An 18699-nucleotide genomic window follows, 5' to 3' on the forward strand; every position below is an offset into this window, starting at 1 on the left:
CTATATGAAAAAAGTTTGGGAAACCTTTTCTCCACATGAGACAGAAACCATTGGTGAAAAAATGGGGCAAGATGCAAAGCCTGGTCAAGTTTATTCCTTAGATGGTGACCTTGGTGTGGGGAAAACAGTTTTTACCAAGGGGTTTGCTCGAGGCTTGGGCATAACAGAGCATGTAACAAGCCCCACCTTTACCATCATAAATGAATATAAGGGGAGAATTCCCCTTTATCATTTTGATGCTTATCGCATTTCCTGCGAGGAGGAAATGGATGACACAGGGTATGAAGAATATTTTTATGGAGATGGGGTTTCTTTAGTGGAGTGGGCGACAATTATTCCAGGGTTGATGCCTAAAGAAACCATTCAAATTACCATTGAGAAAGACTATGAAAAGGGTGACGACTACCGTCGGATTACCATTTGTCAGGGGGAGGACGCATGAAGATATTGGCCATTGATACAACGGGGCAAACTGCCAGTGCGGCAATTGCTCAGGGAGATAAATTAATTGCAGAATTTACCCTGAACTATAAATTGACACATAGCCAGACGATCATGCCTATGGTTGCCGAAATTTGTGAGAAATCAGAAACAAAGCCTTGGGACGTGGACTATATTGCTTGTGCCAGTGGGCCCGGATCTTTTACAGGGCTGCGCATTGGTGCTGCGACGGCAAAAGGGTTGGCCTTGGCTTTGGAAAAGAAGATTGTTCCCGTTCCCACATTAGATGCTCTGGCATATAATGTGTTTGAAACAGATAAAATAATTTGTCCGATTATGGATGCAAGACGCAGTCAGGTTTACACTGCTTTTTACCGTTGGGACAACGGGATGTTACGCCGTTTGACAGAGATGATGGCGATAAGCATTGATGAAGTGATACAGAGGGCCCAAGGTTATGGACAAAAAGTTATATTTCTAGGGGATGGCGTTCCGGTGCATCAGGAAAAACTATCACTTTACCCTGATTTTATTTATGCTCCGGCACACTGTTCTTTGCAAAGGGCTGCATCAATTGCGGCTTTCGCTATGGTTTTAGCAAGGGAGGACAGGGCTGTGGCGGGCAATGCTTTTGAACCTATTTACCTGAGAAAATCTCAGGCTGAACGGGAAAGGGAGGAACGCTTGCAAGGAGAGGAGAAACAAAATGATTAAGGTTGTACCAATGCAAGAGGAGCATATCGATGGAGTTTTGGCCGTTGAAGAAGCTACTTTTTCTATCCCTTGGACTAGACAGGACTTTGAAAGAGAAGTGAAAGAGAACGCTATGGCAATTTATTTTGTTGCTTTGGATGGGGAAAAAGTCGTTGCCTATGCAGGAATGTGGCACGTAATTACGGAAGGGCACATTACCAATGTTGCAGTTTTACAAGAATACCGAAGACAGGGCATTGGTGATCTTTTAATGGAGAGCTTAGAGAGAGTTGCATTAGAAAGAGAAATGATAGGAATTACCCTTGAGGTTCGTATTCATAACGAGCCAGCTCAGCGATTGTATCATAAATACGGTTTCCGCCCAGAGGGAATACGAAAGAATTATTATTCTGACACTCATGAGGATGCTGTGATTATGTGGAAATATTATCCTTTTTATGAGGATTACGAGGAACATTGTAATAAAAGATAAGAGAGTGTCGGCAGAAAGGTGCATCTAGAAAGAGAACGCCAAATGCCGGCATTTTTGAAAGGAGGAGAGGAAGGATGGCGCAGGAATTAAAATATTCACAGCTAAAAAATGGCTGTTTCCCTGAGGATTTTTCATTTCGCACAACAGGTGAAATCTTGCCATTAGATGGGATTATTGGTCAAGAGCGTGCTGTTCGAGCTTTTGATTTTGGTTTGATGGTAAAGATGAAAGGGTATAACATTTATATGGCTGGGCCTTCGGGAACGGGAAAAACAACCTATGCTAGAAAAAGCACAGAAAAGCTAGCGGCAACTGAGCCAGTTCCTAGGGATTGGTGTTACGTTTATAACTTTCAAAATCCAAGAAACCCACTGGCGTTACGTTTTGAAAAAGGAATGGGGCGACAGTTTAAAGAAGATATGTCTGAGCTGGTACAGCTTCTTAAAACAGAGATTCAGAAAGTGTTTCGTGCCGAGGAATATGAAAAGCAAAAGAGCGACTTACTACGATCTTTTGATGAAAAAAGAAACTCTCTGATGGAAGATATGAGCAAAATGGCAGCGGAGCATGATTTCCAGGTTAAGACGACAAATTCTGGAATTTACTTTATGCCTATTGTCAATGGTAGCGCCATAGGCGAAGAAGAATATGATGATTTGCCAGAGGATGTAAAAAATACAATTGAAAAGAACTCCCAGGTGGTTCAAGAAAAAGCCGGTGCAATTATGAGGGATATTCGAGAGCTAGATAAGGTGTCTAAAAAACAGTTGGAGCAGCTTGATTATCAGGTGGGCATGTTTGCCATTGGGCATCATATCAGTGGTGTTCAGGAAAAGTACCAGGATTATAAGCGTGTCATTGATTACATCAACGATGTGCGAGAAGACGTCTTAGAAAACATTAGTCAGTTTTATGAAGATGAGGAAGAAAGTGAAGAGGGTCTTTCATCGTTGTTGCCGATGCTGGGCAAGAAACCCATGGAGGATGTTACCCTTAAATATAAAGTAAATTTAATAGTGGACCATGCTAAAAGCGAAGGGGCTCCAGTTGTTGTATCCTTTAATCCAACCTACTCAAACTTGATTGGCGAGATTGAATATGATAGTGAGTTTGGAAATTTGACCACAGATTTTATGAAGATTAAAGGAGGCTTATTTCATAAGGCAAATGGTGGGTACCTGATTGTGCAAGCTCAGGATATTTTGTCTTTGCCCCAGGCATGGGAAGCTTTGCGCCGTATTATGAAAACCAAAGAAATTAATATGGACAGCAATAGGGATCAACTTGGTGCAACGGTTGCACCTACTCTAAAACCTGAGCCTATCCCTGCGGATATTAAGGTGATTATGATAGGCAGTAATTATTACTATGAGTTATTAAGCGAGTATGATGAAGAGTTTGATAAATTCTTCAAAATAAAGGCTGATTTTGACTACGAGATGCCCCGCAATCACGAAAATATGTGGAAATTGGCAAGTTTTATCAAGGGTTTTGTTGAGCAAGAAAAAACCATAGATTTTGATGTGAGTGCAGTCTGTGCTATTGTGGAGCACTCCTCCAGAATGGTGGAGCGACAGAATAAATTATCCACCCGTTTCAATCAGTTAGCTGAAATTTTGTGTGAGGCTGTTACTTGGGCAAAAATGGAAGATGCAACGGTAGTTACTGCTGCCCATGTTGGAAAGGCCATTTTCGAAAAGGAGCAAAGGTTAAAGCTTTACGAAGATAAGCTTGGTGAAATGCTGAATGAAAATGTCATTATGATTGCTACTCAGGGCAGTGAAGTTGGCCAGATCAACGGCCTTGCTGTATTGGATATGGGGAGTTATGCATTTGGCAATCCTAGTCGAATTACTGCCACCACCTATGTTGGGAAAGCAGGCATTATTAACATTGAAAAGGAAGCCCGTTTGAGTGGTCATACCCACGACAAAGGCGTTCAAATTATCAGTGGTTTTTTAGGTCAAACCTATGCCCAGGAGTTCCCATTATCCCTTTCTTGCCGCATTTGTTTTGAACAAAATTATAATGGTATTGATGGAGATAGTGCATCTAGTACAGAACTATATTGTATCCTTTCTTCTCTTTCAGAGGTACCAATAAGACAGGATCTGGCCGTTACAGGCTCTGTGAACCAAAAAGGCGAAATTCAGGCAATTGGGGGAGTCACCTATAAGATTGAAGGGTTTTTCCAACTTTGTAAAAAGAGAGGATTAACAGGAACACAAGGTGTTCTTATTCCTGCTTCTAATATTAACGATTTGGTTTTAAATGATGAAGTAGTAGAAGCTGTTAAAAACGGTAAATTTCACATCTACCCTATTAGTAAAATAGAAGAAGGTATGGAACTTCTAATGGGAATGCCTGCCGGTAAAAAAGATAGTAGCGGAAATTATCCCCAAGATAGTATAAATGGTTTGGTTATGAAAAAATTACGGAAATTTGACCGTTTGGCTCAGGGAAAAGAAAAAGATTAATCAAAAACTCCTTTACCTTACTAAAATAGGGTAAAGGAGTTTTATTTATTAAAATTATATTTCAATTGGAACTTTTCTCTTTAAAATACGACAAAATTTGATATACTAATTAAGAATTACTATAAAAATGAACCCCAAGGCATTTGCCTTTATATAAAAAATTTCGGGAGGTTACTATGAAATCTAGGAGGAAGCGACTATTACTTACCACGCTAGCCGTTGGGATGCTAATGTCAAGTGTTGCATATGCAAAAACCATTAGCATGAATTTATTTTATAATGGTAAAAATCATGCCTATAACGCAAAAGAGGTAAAGATCAAAATTGATGGAAAAGAGTTAGAGCCAACGGATATGCCTCCTGTTATTATTGATGGAAGGACTATGCTTCCAATGCGTTTGATTACCCAAGAGTTGGGATGCGAAGTTCTTTGGAACGAGGGAACCAAACAGGCATTTGTAATCAATGATGAGTATACAGTAGCATTTACCTTAGGGAGCAACAAAGCAATCAAAAACGGAGAAGAATTTACCCTTGATGTGCCAGCTACGATTGTCAACGACAGGACTATGCTTCCGGTTAGGGCACTGGCTAAGGCATTGGATTTGGATATTACTTGGGATGACCCTAATAGAACGGTGTATATTGGCGAAGGTGGGAATTCAACCACAACGCCAACCAATCCAACAAAACCTACAACACCCACAACACAAGCCATAAAAGTATCAAAGGTTTCAGTTCCGTCGGGAACAACAGCAACACAGGTTTTTTCCATAGAATCGGATAGCCCAATTTATAGTTATGATGAAATTTATGTGGATGATTCCAAAATTGTGATTGACATTCAAAATGCAACAAGCGGTCTTGCGGATAAGATAACGGCCACCAACAGTGGCATTGTTACGGCTATTCGCTCTGCACAGCATAATAATGGAGGAACACCTGTTACCAGAGTAGTGTTTGATTTGAGCGGTAAAAAGGGATATAACGTAACCCAAAGTTCGGATAAGAAAAAAATAATTGTAACATTTGACCGAGTTGTGGTGGATGAAATTTCCCTTACAAACCGTAACGGGGTAGATAAATTAGTGATTGGCGGTGATGCGTCCTTAGGCGCTAAGGTTTCTACATTGTCCAACCCTCGTAGGATTGTTGTTGATATTCCCAATGTTGAGGCAAAAGTGGAAAATGAGTTGAGTACAAAGGGGCTTTCCCTGGTTACTGCAGCCAGAACCGGAATGTACGATGCAAATACGTTTAGAGTTGTGTTGGAGGTTGGGCAGTTGGCAGATTATAGCTGGGGAGAAAAGAATGGGGAGTTAACCCTAGAGGTTAAAAAATCCACCTTGGAGCATTTTACCTATGATACAAGCTCAAATGTTATGATATTAGAAAACCTGGAAGAGATAGATATTGATGATATCGAAAAGAGAGATAGACATACAGAAGGGTATTATGAAATTGTATTACCTGGGGATTATGAAAGCGCTTATGGTTACGGTACATTAAAAATAGGTAACAATGTTATGGATAGTATTTCTATTTCCACTAAGGGTGGCAAAACTAGTATTCGCTTTACACAAAATCGTTATAATGAATACATTATGAAGGAAACAAAAAATGGCTACGAAATCCAAGTGAAAAACCCAAAGGATGTCTACGATAAAGTTTTACTATTGGATGCTGGACATGGGGGGAATGATCCAGGAACCAGTGGAAATGGTTTGACTGAGAAAACCCTGAATTTGGATTTGGCGTTGAAGGTTGCTGATTATTTAGAGAATTCCGATGTAAAGGTTTATCTAACCAGAGATGCCGACACCAGGCCGGATAACAATACAAGAGCAAAAATTGCAAATCAAATAGCGGACTTAATGGTTTCGATTCATTTTAATTCCGCTGGAAGTAATACAACAGCAAATGGTACAGAAACGCTGTACCAGGTACATAGCAACGATAACAATAGCATGCTGACTAGTAGAAAGGCAGCAGAGATTATGCAAGGACATCTAATCGGTGCATTGAACACCACAAACCGTGGGGTTAAGCAAAGAACAGATCTTTTAATTTTGAATGGAACCACTGTGCCTGCAATTTTGGTGGAGACTTGTTTTCTTTCAAACCCGGGGGATGCATTAAAAATTTCTTCCTCTGTAAACCAAGATATTGTGGCAAGGGCCATGGCTGATGCAATTGAAGAAATGATGGATGATTATCGAATTCGATAGGAATAGAAAGCATTACAAAGACAGGTCTTTGTAGTGCTTTTCATTTGTATTCAAAAATACAACAATTATGAAATGGTTATTCTACTTAATACTTTTTGATTTAGTAAACGGGAAAAGTATCCAATTGGAATGCATAAGAATAACCATATGATGCTATAAGATAAGCATATTTGTCCCAATAGATTGTGGGGCAAACGGGAATAGTCCCACACTTGCCATCCTAGCCATTTATTAACGATAATACCCACAAAAAATTCTATGGAGGTTACGATCATTGCTCCAGTGATACAACGTGTCCAATAAGGTAGTGGGCAGTTGGCAGTGAAAAGTAAAAACAAACACAAAAAGGCAAAGCCCCCCGTTAAAAACATAGTCCAATGGGAGTAGCCACGATAAATAATTTCTAATCCATAATATCCAAATCCACCAATCAAAAATATCATAAATTTACGAATGAAATGAACCACGGAATTCCTCCTTTCATAATAAAGTTAGTATTGTTTTTTTTATTTGAATTATTTGAAAGAATCATTTTTTGCTTTTGGTAATTTTTGATGAATTGTTTTCATTTTGAGGAAGAAAGATAGAGAGATAGGTGTAAAAAAGAAAATACTCTGTTCAAAAGAGGATAGAGGGGATATAATTAACAATAGATTTTTTAGAGGAGGTCAAATGAAAAATGAATAGATTTGATGGCAGAAAGAAAGATGAATTAAGACCAATTCATATAACAAAAGAATTTACCCGTTATGCAGAAGGGTCAGTTTTGATAGAGTGGGGGAATACAAAGGTTCTTTGTAATGCAACGATAGAAGAAAATGTTCCCTCTTTTAAAAAAGGCAGCGGAGGGGGCTGGGTAACAGCTGAATATGCTATGTTACCTCGTGCTACGCAAACCAGAAACAAACGTGATATTAATAAGTTAAAACTTAATCCTAGGGCAACGGAAATCCAAAGATTAATCGGTAGAGCACTTAGGGGTGCCGTTGATATGAAGCAGTTGGGGGAAAGAAGCATTACTGTTGACTGTGATGTGATTCAGGCCGATGGTGGAACAAGAACAGCATCCATTACGGGTGGATTTGTGGCTTTAGCTTTGGCATGTCAAAAGTTGGTGGAACAGGGGCTGATTGAAACATTTCCCCTACATCACTACATTACAGCCGTTAGCGTAGGTATTGTAGAGGGAGATGGGCTTTTGGATCTTTGCTACGAAGAGGACTCGGTGGCAGAGGTAGATATGAACATTATCATGAGTGATGCGAAGGGATTCATTGAACTTCAAGGTACGGGTGAAAATGGAACCTTCTCGTTAGAACAGTTAGAAGCGATGCTTGACCTTGGCAAAAAGGGAATATTAGATTTAATTGAAATTCAAAAAACGGCTTTAGGTGGCTTAGAATTGAACTAAGATAGGGGAGAAAAAAATGGAAACGATTATTTTCGCAACAAAAAACAAAGGGAAGATTAAAGAAATCAATGCAATTTTAGCAGATATGGATGTAAAAGTGATCTCTATGGAAGAGGCAGGAATTGATATTGATGTAGTGGAAGATGGCACTACCTTTGAAGAAAATGCTATGAAAAAGGCAGTAGAGGTTATGCAAGTAAGCCAGAAGATTACTTTATCTGATGATTCGGGTTTGGAGATAGATTATATGGATAAGGCACCTGGTGTATATTCCGCTAGATTCATGGGTGAAGATACGCCATACGTTGATCGCTTTGATGCCATTTTTGGGAAATTGAGGGGTGTAGAGGAAGAAAGGAGAACCGCTCGATTTGTAAGCTGTATTGCAGCGGCTTTTCCTGATGGCAGGAAACTGCTGAGCTACGATACCGTAGAGGGCATGATCGGCTGGGAAGCAAAAGGAGAAAATGGTTTTGGTTATGACCCTATTTTTTATGTTCCAGAAAAGGGAAGATATATGGCTGAGCTTTCACCAGAAGAAAAAAATGCAATTAGTCATAGAGGGAAAGCATTGCGTAAAATGAAAGTTTTACTGAAAAAGGAAATGGAAAAATGAAAATCTTAGTGTTTAGCGATAGCCATGGGCGAATTGATAATGCAAAAGCCGTGTTAGAAAAATTAAAACAGCAGGTAGATATGGTTTTTCACTTGGGAGATTATGACGAGGACGCGGTAGCTTTGCACACCTTATATCCCGATATTCCATTTCACTATGTAAAGGGGAATAATGATTTTGGTAGGGACACAGTTTCTCATAAGATTGTCTCTGCTGGAGGAAAACGATTTTTATTAACCCATGGGCATAAACAGCATGTGCATTATAACTTCAATACCATTGCTTATTGGGCAGAGGAGCAGGGTGCCGATATGGTTGTTTTCGGACATACACATATGCCAATGAACGCTGAAAGTGGAAGGGGATATTTGTTTAACCCTGGAAGCATCACTTTGCCCAGAGAAGGGGTAACGCCTACTTTTGGGATTATTACGATTGAGAACCAAAGAATCGAGGGAGCTATCATGGAATATACCCCAAAAGGTGAAATAAAGCGGAGGTAAAGGGGGAAGTGACTGCCTGAAATCTGAATAAAATCATAGGAAATGATAGGAGGAATTGACCGTTTTTTATTTAGGCATGGGTAAAAAACGGCCTAAAACCTCCAAGGAATTTAGTCCCTTGACAAGATTTAGATAAGAAAAAGACCAAGTTTTTAAAAAAAGTGTTGACGAAAGGGAAAAGTTGTGGCATAATAATTTTTGCGTAATCGCTTTGAATCAGTAGCTCAGTTGGATAGAGCAACGGCCTTCTAAGCCGTGGGTCGGGGGTTCGAATCCCTCCTGGTTCAGATTTTTGCGGGTGTAGTTCAATGGTAGAACGTCAGCCTTCCAAGCTGAACACGTGAGTTCGATTCTCATCACCCGCTTTTTATGGGAATCAGTAGCTCAGTTGGATAGAGCAACGGCCTTCTAAGCCGTGGGTCGGGGGTTCGAATCCCTCCTGGTTCATAGAGGGCTTGTAGTGCAAGCCTTTTTAGAATTTGCAACAATATATTCCTTGACAATCGTTTTGGTTAAGGTTAAAATAAATTCTATCATGCGGATGTGGCGAAATTGGCAGACGCGCTGGATTTAGGTTCCAGTGGGGTACCCCGTGCAGGTTCAAGTCCTGTCATCCGCAGCCAAAAAGCCCTATCTTTCTCTCAGTGGAAGATAGGGCTTTTTTTATACTTAAAAGTAAGATATCATCTAATATGGATAATTTATGTTTGATTTACCCTGCAAAAGGGGTGATTTCATGAATGGGTTTGTAGAAATTAATCTTTTAAGGGGTTCTTTTAGGATGGGTGGAGCTATAAAAAGTTAAAAAGGAGAGTTGAATACCAATGATATTCCCAAGATTCAAGCTGCATATGTGCACCATACTGCTATTTATCATAGCCTTATCGGGATGTGGTAACCAAGCTTTATATAATAGTTCCCAGGGCGGGTATATTCTTTTCACTGATGGAAAAGATGTATCATTGTTAGAAATTTCATTTGATGTAACGTATAACCGCTTTGCCATTACTATAATACCCCAAGATATCAATTTTTTGACGGGTACAAAAAAAATTAGTGAAGGAAAAGTCGCTGCTACAACAGATGATGGGCGGTTTACTTATGTTTTTCAAATCCAAGACAAGGATACACTATGTTTTGATGAAAATAATTCAAGCAGTCTTTCGTCTGTGAACAATGGTAGTGAGAGTGTGCAGTTAGTAGACGGAGCAAGGTTTGTTTTCTCTGATGGCAGCACATCATAACTTTTCTTTTGTGGGGGGTTATAAGCATAGCCTTCCTGAACTTGTAGCTTAAAATATTTACATTTTGAATAACTTTGTACAAATTATTGAATAAAAAGTCCTGTATGAGATTTTACCCGTATAGGGCTCTTTTCCCAGGTATGATCATGCAATTGTTGGCTAATATATCACATATGGATACTAGCTTAAGGAAACTTGGGTCATAGGTTTGTAGGTTTGTAGAGATAGCCATGAATTTTCTTCAATGTTGTGGGTGTTGACAATGCAAATAAATTGCAAAATTATATTGGAATAACTTTTAGTGGAATATACAATAATATATTTTGATAAAAGTTTGTAGGGAAATCACACTATCGTCCTTCAGTTTGCAGGGTAAATCGCTGGATTTTGGAATCTGGGAATGAAAGTTCTTTATAAACTTTGTGCACCACGATTTTCGATGGAAAGGTATTGACATAGCCATTGAAAAAACATTGATAAAACTAGGGGTGCTGTGAATGAAGTCTAAAAATAAAATATAATATTGCTATTGGCTTTGGTGATACCTTCTAGGTTTCATTTTTTAAAGGATTTGACATGTGAGCTAAAACAAAAAAATAAAAAGGATTTTTCCAATTATTGTTATAGAATATCTTAGGTGTGGCATACTTACCTTATAAATTAAAAAAAGTATTATAAGGAGAAAAGTATGAGGATACCAAAGCATATTGGTGTAATACCAGATGGGAACCGTCGTTGGGCGGTAGAGAATGGGTTGGAGAAGAAAGAGGGATATCAAAAAGGTTTAAATCCTGGATTGGAATTGTATAAACTCTGCAAAAAATTGGGTGTTGAGGAAATAACTTATTACGGATTTACGGTGGACAACACAAAACGCCCCACGGAGCAGAGAATTTCTTTTACGGATGCTTGTGTGGAGGCAGTAAAGCTTCTTTCTAAAGAAGATGCAGAATTACTTGTTTTGGGGAACATAAGCTCTAAAATGTTTCCTGAGGAGTTATTGCCCTATACTACTAGGAAGACCTTTGGTAAGGGAGGAATGAAGATTAACTTCTTGGTAAATTACAGCTGGGAGTGGGATATGGGCTTCGAAAAGAATGACATTATGGGTCCATTAAAATCTAAAGATGTTTCCCGCGTAGATATTGTTATTCGGTGGGGCGGGAGAAGGCGCTTGTCTGGTTTTTTGCCTCTTCAATCTGTCTATGCTGATTTTTATTTTATAGATGACTTTTGGCCAGATTTTCAGGAAAAGCATTTAGAAGATGCGGTTCGGTGGTATAATAAACAAGAAATATCCTTAGGTGGTTAATTATAGAGGCATCCTCTGATTGAGGGCGCCTTTTATTTTTTGCGTTTGGCTACTTCTTTTTTTAGGCATATTGAATGGAGGAGGGAGTATGTATCTGATTATATTAAGATCAGCGTTGGTAGGAGGTTGTCATGAGAAGTATGACGGAAAAGCGGAACTTCATTATTAGGTCAATGACCTTATCTTTAACATCCTCTAGTATTGCTTTTAGGTCATTCATTTTGGCAAAAAAAGTACCCCATTCGCTGAGATAGCATACATGATGTCTCACGAGTGGGGTATTGTTGCAAAAGAAATAGCTACTTTATTAACTACAGAGTTTCAAATTCATCTAAGAGTTCTTTAAACAGGGATAGAGCCTTTTCAATAGGCTCTGCCGTGGAAAGGTCAACTCCGGCACCTTTTAAAAGGTCAATGGAATATTCACTATCGCCCTTGGATAGAAAATTCAAGTATGCAGCAATGGCAGGCTTGCCTTCGTCCAAAATTTTACGAGACAGGGCAATTGCTGCACTGTATCCGGTTGCATATTGATATACATAAAAAGCGTTATAAAAATGGGGGATTCGTGCCCACTCAATATCAATTTCTTCATCAATGACGATGTTTTCACCAAAGTATTTAATGTTTAATTCCCGATAGATGCTATTCATGCACTCCCAGGTCAAAGGTTCCCCTTGTTCTACCATTTCGTGTGTGATCTTTTCAAACTCTGCAAACATAGTTTGGCGGAACAAGGTGCCACGGAACTGCTCCAGGAAATAATTGATTAGATATTTACGCATCTTTTTATCTTGGGTTGCATGCAACAAATGCTCCATTAGCAAGGCCTCATTGCAGGTGGAAGCCACCTCAGCAACAAAGATTTTGTGGCCACTATAAAGGTAAGGTTGTTTTTCCCAAGTAAAGTGGCTATGCAGAGCGTGTCCCATTTCATGGGCAAGGGTAAACATACTATTAATGGTGTCATTGTGGTTGAGTAGGACAAAAGGATGAACGCCATAGCTCCCCCATGAGTAGGCACCGCCACGTTTGCCTTTGTTCTCATAAACGTCAATCCAACCACTATTAAGTCCCATATTTAAGGCTTTGATATAATCATCGCCTAATACCTGTAGGGCTTTTGTTACGGTTTCTTTTGCTTCGTTATAAGAAATTTTTACATCTGCCTCAGATACCAAAGGTACATAAAGGTCATACATATGCAGTTCATCAACACCAAGTTCTTTTTTTCTGATGTCAATATACCGATGAAGCAAGGGCAGGTTTTTTTGAACTGTCTGAATAAGGGTGTCATAAACTGACAAGGGGATATTATCATCAGAGAGAGCCATCTCTATTGCAGAATTATATTTCCTTGTTTTTGCATAGAACACATCACTTTTTACCGATGCGCTGTAAGTTGCTGCAAGGGTGTTTTTATTGCTTAGATAAACACTATATAAAGACTTAAATGCTTCTTTGCGAACACTGCGGTTTTGACTTTCCAAAAACGTCACATAACGGCCTTTGGTTAACTCGGTTTTGTTTCCTTGAGAATCGGTAATCATGGGGAAACAAATGTCTGCATCATTTATCATGGTAAAAATATTTTGTGGTGCGCCACCTAATTCGGAGGTTTTGGCTAAAAGCTCCTCTTCTGCGGGAGAAAGGGTGTGATCCTTTTGTCTGAGTAGTGAATGAAAATAATGATCGTAGATTTTAAACGCTTCAGGTAGTTCTTTTCTGAATCCTGCCAATTTTTCTTCGGGGAGGCTGATGATTTCAGGGGGGATAAAGGCAGTCGTGGCCGAATACTGGATCAGCAAGGACTCTGCTTTTGATGCCATGCCTTGATAAAAAGCATTGGCACTGTCTTCATGAAGACGCATATTTGCATAGGTATAAAGGTGATCTAATATTAAAGAGAGTTTGCTGTTTTTATTCAAACAGTCCAAGAGTGTTTGGGCACAATCGCCCAAATGGCCTGCAAAGGACGTCATTTCAGACAGCTTATTCTGCAAAGATAACAAGGTTTCTTCCCACTTTGTATCATCTGCAAAATAGTCCTCTATGTGCCATTTATAATCGGGATTTGCCTCTTTTCTTTCTGGTAAAATATGATTCATAGTATCATCCTTTCTGAAGGGGAATATTAATATAATTCATAAAATTATCATGTGTCTTTACAAACGTTTATGTCTGTGTTAGTATACCACTTTTTGGGTGGTATATGAAGGAAAAGCGAAGATTTTCTTGCTAGGGATAAAAAATCATAGTATGATAGCAACAGAGGTGAGATAAATGAAAAAAGGTTTAAAGGTACTAATAGTTGCCTCTGAGGCGGCACCCTTTATTAAAAGCGGCGGCTTAGGGGATGTTGTTGGGTCGTTGCCAAAAGCATTACATGAGCAGGGAGTTGATGTTCGTGTGGTGATTCCCCGCCATATGTCTGTGAAAAATAGCGAGATGAATGGTGTGGAGTATCTTGGAGAGTTTGATGTGCATTTGTTTTGGCGTACTCAAAGGGCAAAAGTTTTAATTAAGCCCCAAGAGGTACCTATTTATTTTATAGAAAACGATTTTTATTTTGGGCGTGGCAGTCTTTACGGCTATGGTGATGACAATGAACGGTTTGCATTCTTTGGCAAGGCTGTTTTGGACATGATGGCCATGTTGGACTTTTATCCAGATGTGTTGCACTGCAATGACTGGCAAACTGGGCCTGTCTGTATGTACCTAAAAGAGATTTACAGCAAGATGGTTTACTATTCTAGAATAAAAACGCTGTTTACCATTCATAATTTGCAGTATCAGGGGAATTTTGACAAGAATACCATGGAGATACTTGGAGTTCCTTATCACTGTTATGAAAATGGTACTGTGGAGTTTTATAATAGTGTTAGCTATATGAAAATGGGTCTAATTTATGCAGATAGGATCTCAACGGTTAGTGAAACCTATGCCAAGGAAATTCAGACCTGGGAGTATGGCTACGGAATGGATGGCATTTTGCGAAGCCGCCAAAGGGTCTTAAGTGGAATTATTAATGGGATTGATTATCTTGCCAACGACCCTGAAAGGGATTCACGGATAGTGAAAAATTATAGTATTCATGATTTAGATGGAAAATGGGAAAATAAGCGAGCACTGCAAGAAAGATTGGGATTAGACCAGCGGGATGTGCCCATACTTTCAATGATAACCCGTTTGGCTGATCAAAAGGGGCTTGATATTTTGTCCCATGTTTTCCACGATTTGATGCAAAGGGATATCCAATTTGTTTTGCTGGGAACGGGTGAAACAAGGTTTGAATATTTCTTTAGAGAAATGGCCAATCGCTATCCATGTAGGGCTAGCATGAATATTTTCTTTGATGAAACATTGGCTCAGCAAATTTATGCTGGTTCGGATCTGTTTTTAATGCCTTCTCGATTTGAGCCTTGTGGTTTAGGGCAAATGTTTAGTTTGCGATATGGTACAGTGCCTATTGTTAGAAAAACGGGGGGGCTTGCCGATACCATTCTCCCTTACCATATGGAGACAAAACAAGGGAATGGATTCTTATTTGAAAATTATGATGGCGGAAGTATTCTTTGGGCCTTAGATCAGGCGCTTGTTGTTTACAACAAAGGCCAGTTTGAGTGGAGTAATGTAGTAAGAAATGCCATGACCAGTAACTATTCATGGGAAAGTTCGGCCTCTCAATATATTAAGCTTTATGAAACGCTAAAAAAAGAGGCAATGCCAATTGATTGAATGCGCTGTAAACCCAGTATTTGTAAATACTGGGTTTTTTGTATATTGCCATGTTGCCATGAAACTGAAAGGATTATGCTAATTTTGACTAGAAAGTTCGAAAAAAGAGCAATGTTTTTTGTGGGTAAAATTGCAAATAGAGGTGAAATATAGTATGATAAAATTTAAGTAATAAAGGCTTTACATGGGAAGGAGCAATCTATGCAAAAGGATAGCGAACAATGCAAGGAGAAAGACAAAGGGTTAATTACACTGCTTGTTGTGCTGACTGTGGTTGGTGCGGCGGCAGGGTTTATTTTTATGGATACATTTTATGGTGGGGGAAAGGTTCAGGGCTATTTTTCAACCGTATTTCAAAAAGAGGGAGATGGTTCTGAGAACGGCAGCTCTGTTGTGGCTCAGGGCAAAATGGCAATTGATGAAAGTAGCCGTTCAACCTTTGTAACTTTGGGGCAAAGCTTTTTGCTTTGTACAAAAGATGGGGTAAAATTTTTTAATGAAATGGGCGACCGTAAGTGGAACGATACTTTTAATATGACCACACCTCAGTTAATTCATGAAGGAGAATTTGCCGCAGTGGGTGATATGAGTGGCAAAACAGTAAGGGTTTATGATGAAGATGGTTTGTTATATACTGTTCAAACGGATGGAGAACTGATGCAATTTGCGCTTAACGTGAATGGCTACTTATCTATTGTTTCTAAAGAAAGTAATGCATACCGTATTCAAATATATAACCCAAGTGGAACTCTTTTAAAGGGGCGCGTGGAAGAAAGCCATGGAGTTTTTCCATTATCTTCTGATGTCTCTGATGATAACAAAGCATTTGTTGTAAGTTATATGGATACAACGGATGTTGAACCAATTGGACGAGTATTGTTTTTTTACATAAATCCTAATGATAGTGAAAATTATACGGATAGTATGTTTGCCGCAGTAGAAAAAAGTGGTGAGATTATCCCGATTATTGGGTTTATGCAGGGTGGAGTTTTGGTAGCCGTTTCGGATAAGGCCGTGTATGGCGTATCTTCAGGGGGACAGGAGGTTTGGAACTATCCATTGGATAACATGGTAAAACAGGTGTCCTTGTCTAATAAAAATTATGTGGTACTTGGCTTAGGCGAAGGAATAGCAAATAGAGATGGGCGTGCAGAAGGTTCTGTTTGTTGGATAGACAAGAGTGGTAGAGAAAGTGCATTTTATGAAGGAGAAGGCGACATTAAATATCTCAATGCTTCTGAGCAGGGGGTGGTAATAGGTGTAGACAAAATATATTTTGGGTTAAGGCATACTGGAAAAATGGCATGGAGTTATCGGGCAACTGCTGATGTAAGAGATATTCTGCCCATGGAAAGGTTGGAAACGGTGATGCTAGTTTCGAAAAATGAAGCTGTTATAACAGATATGAAAGGATTTCAGAAGGTTAGGCCTATTCTTGTTGAAGAAACAACAAATAAGCATGAGGTGGTTGGGGGAACGGACAATGGGAAAGAGAATATTCTTGGTGGGAACACGTTATCTAATCAAGCAGAACAAGAAAACGGAACAGAAGAAAATCAGGAACAACCCCATGTTGCAGAATAAATATAGAAAAGAATTGTTAGAGATGGAGTGAGTAAATGGAGCAGATGCCTTTGATACTAGATGTATTAGTAATAGTTGGGATTATAACCTGTATGGTTATTGGACACCAAAAGGGCTTTATTTCGGAGGCTTTAAGCTTTGTACCTATGGTTACTGCACTTGTGGCCGTAAAGTTTCTTACACCAGTTGTGGGAAGACTGTTGCGCCAGACACCAATTTTTGTCACATTAGCCAACTCCATTGAAAAATCAATGCAACTGGATACAGCAATTAACAATGCTGCTATGCAAACGCAAACGGAGATTATCCAAAACATGAAGTTACCGAATTTTTTGAAAGACTCTTTATTGGAGAATAATAATCCAGTTATTTATAATTTATTAAATGTAGAGGGACTGAAAGACTATATAGCTGGATTTTTGGCAAATGTATGTGTCAATATTGTAAGTGTAATAATAGTATTTATCGTTGTGTTGTTTGCTGCAAAATTTTTGTTAAAGGCCTTAAATCTTGTGAGCAAATTACCTATATTAAACTTTTTCAACCGTTTTTGTGGAATGCTAATTGGGGGTACAAAAGGAGTTTTTTGGATCTGGCTAATTGCAATAGGTTTAACCTTTTTTCAATGCAATGCAAAATTTGAACCTGCTTTTTTAGCGCTGGATCAGACCAAGGTGGCGTCGTTTTTATATGAGAATAATATATTATTATATTTAATTCTTACGATATTCACTTAGAAATTACAGAGTTTTCAAGGCTTATAAATTCTCTGCAAAAAAAAACGAAAAAAGTTGTTGACAAAGATGTTTATACATGATAGTATGTTTAGGCGGTCGCAAGAAGGCCGTAAATAACAGCTCAAAAAAATTGAGTAGTGCACCTTGAAAACTGAATACAAGAAAAAATAGAGTCAATCGAGAAATAAAAATTTCTTTAGAAATAAATGTAGTAAAAAAGTTAGCAGACGATGCTAACAAAAACCGTAGTATCGCTACTACGAAACATTCCAAAGAACAAGCTGAGATTTAGCAATAAATCGAAAGACTGGTCAAGCAAGAAAGAGCACAAGGAGAATGCCTTGGCACTAGGAGCCGATGAAAGACGTGATAAGCTGCGATAAGCTTCGGGGAGGCGCAAATAGCCATCGATCCGGAGATTTCTGAATGGGGAGACCTACTTGAGCAAACCTCAAGTATCCGTAGGTAAATACATAGCCTGCGGAAGGGAACGCTGTGAACTGAAACATCTAAGTAGCAGTAGGAGGAGAAAGAAAACTCGATTTCCTAAGTAGCGGCGAGCGAAAGGGAAAGAGGCCAAACCGAAGGACCTAGTTCTTCGGGGTTGCGGACTGTATAAGGCATTGGCAAGGGATAGTCGAAGTGTTTTGGGAAAGCACACCAAAGAGGGTGAAAGTCCTGTAGACGAAATTTCGAGCCAGCTGACAGTATCCAGAGTACCACGGGACACGAGAAACCCTGTGGGAAGCCGGGGGGACCACCCCCCAAGCCTAAATACTCCCTAGTGACCGATAGTGAAGCAGTACTGTGAAGGAAAGGTGAAAAGAACCCCGGGAGGGGAGTGAAAGAGAACCTGAAACCTTGTGCTTACAAACAGTCAGAGGGCTTTGTGCCTGATGGCGTACTTTTTGTAGAACGGTCCGGCGAGTTACTAATGCTAGCAAGGTTAAGTGGTCAGAAGCCACGGAGCCGAAGGGAAACCAAGTCTGAATAGGGCGTATAGTTAGTATTAGTAGACCCGAAACCGGGTGACCTATCCATGTCCAGGTTGAAGGAGCCGTAAAAGGCTTTGGAGGACCGAACACACATCTGTTGAAAAAGGTGGTGATGAGGTGTGGATAGCGGAGAAATTCCAATCGAACTCGGAGATAGCTGGTTCTCCTCGAAATAGCTTTAGGGCTAGCCTCGAGAGGAGTCTAACGGAGGTAAAGCACTGAACTGA

15 protein-coding genes, 4 tRNA genes and 1 rRNA gene are annotated in these 18699 nt (G+C 39.4%); 18 read left to right on the top strand and 2 right to left on the bottom strand.

Annotated features, from left to right (window positions below; genetic code table 11):
• Window positions 1-4: 4 nt before the first annotated feature.
• The 5 genes from tsaE to ABVZ64_RS05430 all read left to right on the top strand — a co-directional run bounded on the left by tsaE (window position 5) and on the right by ABVZ64_RS05430 (window position 6332).
• Window positions 5-442, top strand: a complete 438-nt coding sequence (gene tsaE / locus ABVZ64_RS05410) for a tRNA (adenosine(37)-N6)-threonylcarbamoyltransferase complex ATPase subunit type 1 TsaE (RefSeq protein WP_352400035.1) — start codon at window positions 5-7, stop codon at window positions 440-442.
• A complete protein-coding gene (tsaB, locus tag ABVZ64_RS05415; RefSeq protein ID WP_352400036.1) occupies window positions 439-1155 on the top strand; it encodes a tRNA (adenosine(37)-N6)-threonylcarbamoyltransferase complex dimerization subunit type 1 TsaB in 717 nt (238 codons plus the stop codon). The genes tsaE and tsaB overlap by 4 nt, the downstream gene beginning before the upstream one ends.
• Window positions 1148-1627 carry a ribosomal protein S18-alanine N-acetyltransferase gene (rimI, locus tag ABVZ64_RS05420; RefSeq protein ID WP_352400037.1) on the top strand — a complete coding sequence of 160 codons (480 nt, stop codon included), beginning with the start codon at window positions 1148-1150 and terminating at the stop codon, window positions 1625-1627. Before tsaB ends, rimI begins: the two co-directional genes overlap by 8 nt.
• 74 nt (window positions 1628-1701) lie before the next feature.
• Window positions 1702-4104, top strand: coding sequence for a Lon protease family protein (locus ABVZ64_RS05425; RefSeq protein WP_352400038.1), 2403 nt, complete (start codon window positions 1702-1704; stop codon window positions 4102-4104).
• 176 nt (window positions 4105-4280) lie between these two features.
• On the top strand, window positions 4281-6332 hold the full coding sequence (locus tag ABVZ64_RS05430) for an N-acetylmuramoyl-L-alanine amidase family protein (RefSeq protein ID WP_352400039.1): 2052 nt from the start codon (window positions 4281-4283) through the stop codon (window positions 6330-6332).
• Between the two features lie 65 nt (window positions 6333-6397).
• On the opposite strand, the gene ABVZ64_RS05435 is transcribed toward ABVZ64_RS05430, so the two are convergent.
• Window positions 6398-6799 carry a putative ABC transporter permease gene (locus ABVZ64_RS05435; RefSeq protein ID WP_352400040.1) on the bottom strand — a complete coding sequence of 134 codons (402 nt, stop codon included), beginning with the start codon at window positions 6797-6799 and terminating at the stop codon, window positions 6398-6400.
• 212 nt (window positions 6800-7011) lie between these two features.
• On the opposite strand from ABVZ64_RS05435, the gene rph reads away from it, so the two are divergent.
• The 9 genes from rph to ABVZ64_RS05480 all read left to right on the top strand — a co-directional run bounded on the left by rph (window position 7012) and on the right by ABVZ64_RS05480 (window position 11418).
• Entirely contained in the window at window positions 7012-7743 is a 732-nt protein-coding gene (gene rph / locus ABVZ64_RS05440; RefSeq protein WP_352400041.1) for a ribonuclease PH, read from the top strand.
• 16 nt (window positions 7744-7759) lie between these two features.
• Entirely contained in the window at window positions 7760-8359 is a 600-nt protein-coding gene (locus tag ABVZ64_RS05445) for an XTP/dITP diphosphatase (RefSeq protein ID WP_352400042.1), read from the top strand.
• The gene (locus tag ABVZ64_RS05450; RefSeq protein ID WP_352400043.1) at window positions 8356-8862 is read left to right on the top strand and encodes a metallophosphoesterase; all 507 of its coding nucleotides are present in this window, start codon (window positions 8356-8358) and stop codon (window positions 8860-8862) included. Before ABVZ64_RS05445 ends, ABVZ64_RS05450 begins: the two co-directional genes overlap by 4 nt.
• A 213-nt stretch (window positions 8863-9075) precedes the next feature.
• Window positions 9076-9149, top strand: a tRNA-Arg gene (locus ABVZ64_RS05455).
• A 7-nt stretch (window positions 9150-9156) separates the two neighbouring features.
• Window positions 9157-9227, top strand: a tRNA-Gly gene (locus ABVZ64_RS05460).
• A gap of 8 nt (window positions 9228-9235) precedes the next feature.
• A tRNA-Arg gene (locus ABVZ64_RS05465) sits at window positions 9236-9309 on the top strand.
• A 90-nt stretch (window positions 9310-9399) separates the two neighbouring features.
• Window positions 9400-9481 (top strand) — tRNA-Leu (locus ABVZ64_RS05470).
• A 205-nt stretch (window positions 9482-9686) separates the two neighbouring features.
• On the top strand, window positions 9687-10106 hold the full coding sequence (locus ABVZ64_RS05475; RefSeq protein WP_352400044.1) for a hypothetical protein: 420 nt from the start codon (window positions 9687-9689) through the stop codon (window positions 10104-10106).
• Window positions 10107-10794: 688 nt separating this feature from the next.
• Window positions 10795-11418, top strand: coding sequence for an undecaprenyl diphosphate synthase family protein (locus tag ABVZ64_RS05480; protein ID WP_352400045.1), 624 nt, complete (start codon window positions 10795-10797; stop codon window positions 11416-11418).
• Between the two features lie 311 nt (window positions 11419-11729).
• On the opposite strand, the gene pepF is transcribed toward ABVZ64_RS05480, so the two are convergent.
• Window positions 11730-13526: an oligoendopeptidase F gene (gene pepF / locus ABVZ64_RS05485; protein WP_352400046.1), complete on the bottom strand. Its 1797-nt coding sequence runs from the start codon at window positions 13524-13526 to the stop codon at window positions 11730-11732.
• Between the two features lie 175 nt (window positions 13527-13701).
• Here pepF and glgA point away from each other — a divergent pair, with 175 nt between their 5' ends.
• From glgA to ABVZ64_RS05505, 4 genes are all read left to right on the top strand, one after another.
• A complete protein-coding gene (glgA, locus tag ABVZ64_RS05490) occupies window positions 13702-15156 on the top strand; it encodes a glycogen synthase GlgA (protein WP_352400047.1) in 1455 nt (484 codons plus the stop codon).
• A 201-nt stretch (window positions 15157-15357) separates the two neighbouring features.
• Window positions 15358-16740, top strand: coding sequence for a DUF5711 family protein (locus ABVZ64_RS05495; RefSeq protein WP_352400048.1), 1383 nt, complete (start codon window positions 15358-15360; stop codon window positions 16738-16740).
• Between the two features lie 35 nt (window positions 16741-16775).
• Window positions 16776-17477, top strand: coding sequence for a CvpA family protein (locus tag ABVZ64_RS05500; RefSeq protein WP_352400049.1), 702 nt, complete (start codon window positions 16776-16778; stop codon window positions 17475-17477).
• A gap of 309 nt (window positions 17478-17786) precedes the next feature.
• Window positions 17787-18699 (top strand): 23S ribosomal RNA (locus ABVZ64_RS05505); the annotation flags it as partial.

It is taken from the genome of Anaerotignum sp. (assembly GCF_040307045.1).
Taxonomy (GTDB): domain Bacteria; phylum Bacillota; class Clostridia; order Lachnospirales; family Anaerotignaceae; genus Chakrabartyella.